At 47.9% G+C, this 947-nt stretch carries 1 pseudogene; it reads left to right on the top strand.

What is annotated here, in order from left to right:
- Window positions 1-947 (top strand): annotated as a pseudogene (locus ACG0Z5_RS23755) (IS3 family transposase); the annotation flags it as partial.

The raw sequence follows: 947 nt of genomic DNA, 5'->3' as shown, positions 1-947 counted from the left end.
GATTGAAATACGCGAGCTAAAGAAAAGACTTCAACGCGTTGAAATGGAAAGGGATATATTAAAAAAGGCTACCGCGCTCTTGATGTCAGACTCCCTGAACAATTCTCATTAGTTGAGAAACTCAGGGCGCGGTTTCCTGTTGCCGTTGTGTGCAACGTGTTTGGGGTTCATCGCAGCAGTTATAAATACTGGCGGCAGCCCAGGAAGCCTGACGCCACGAGAGTGGCATTACTGAGCCTTGTGCGTGAAGTTTATCGCGAAAGTAACGGCTCAGCAGGAGCGCGAAGCATTGCCGCGATGGTCACCACCAAAGGTATAAAACTGAGCCGCTGGCGGGCAACAAAGCTAATGAAAGCGCTCAATATTATCAGCTGTCAGCAACCTGGCCATCGTTATAAGAAGGCGTCTAAGGAACACATTGAGATCCCTAATTATCTGGATCGCCAGTTTGCTGTTACCGAGCCTAATCAGATCTGGTGCGGTGATGTGACTTATATCTGGACGGGAAAACGCTGGGCTTATCTGGCTGTAGTACTCGATTTGTTTTCCCGTAAACCGGTTGGCTGGGCGATGTCATTTTTCCCTGATTCAGCACTGACAGGTAAAGCCCTGTCGATGGCCTGGGAAGCACGGGGAAAACCGGCTAATTTACTGTATCACTCGGATCAAGGCAGTCACTATACCAGCAGAAATTTCAGGCAGTTACTGTGGAGATATCAGATAAAGCAAAGTCTGAGTCGCCGGGGAAATTGCTGGGATAACAGCCCAATGGAACGGTTCTTCAGAAGTCTGAAAACAGAGTGGGTACCGGATAATGGCTACGCTAATTTTAGCCAAGCCAGCACGGCAATAACGAATTACATCATTGGTTATTACAGCCAGCTCAGACCCCACCAATATAACGGTGGCTTAACACCCAATGAATCAGAGCGATTGTTCTGGAAAAA

The organism is Scandinavium sp. M-37, from assembly GCF_043558715.1.
GTDB lineage: Bacteria > Pseudomonadota > Gammaproteobacteria > Enterobacterales > Enterobacteriaceae > Scandinavium > Scandinavium vulneris_A.
The sequence above is the reverse complement of the archived record's forward strand: the minus strand, read 5'-3'. Positions and strand labels throughout refer to the sequence as shown.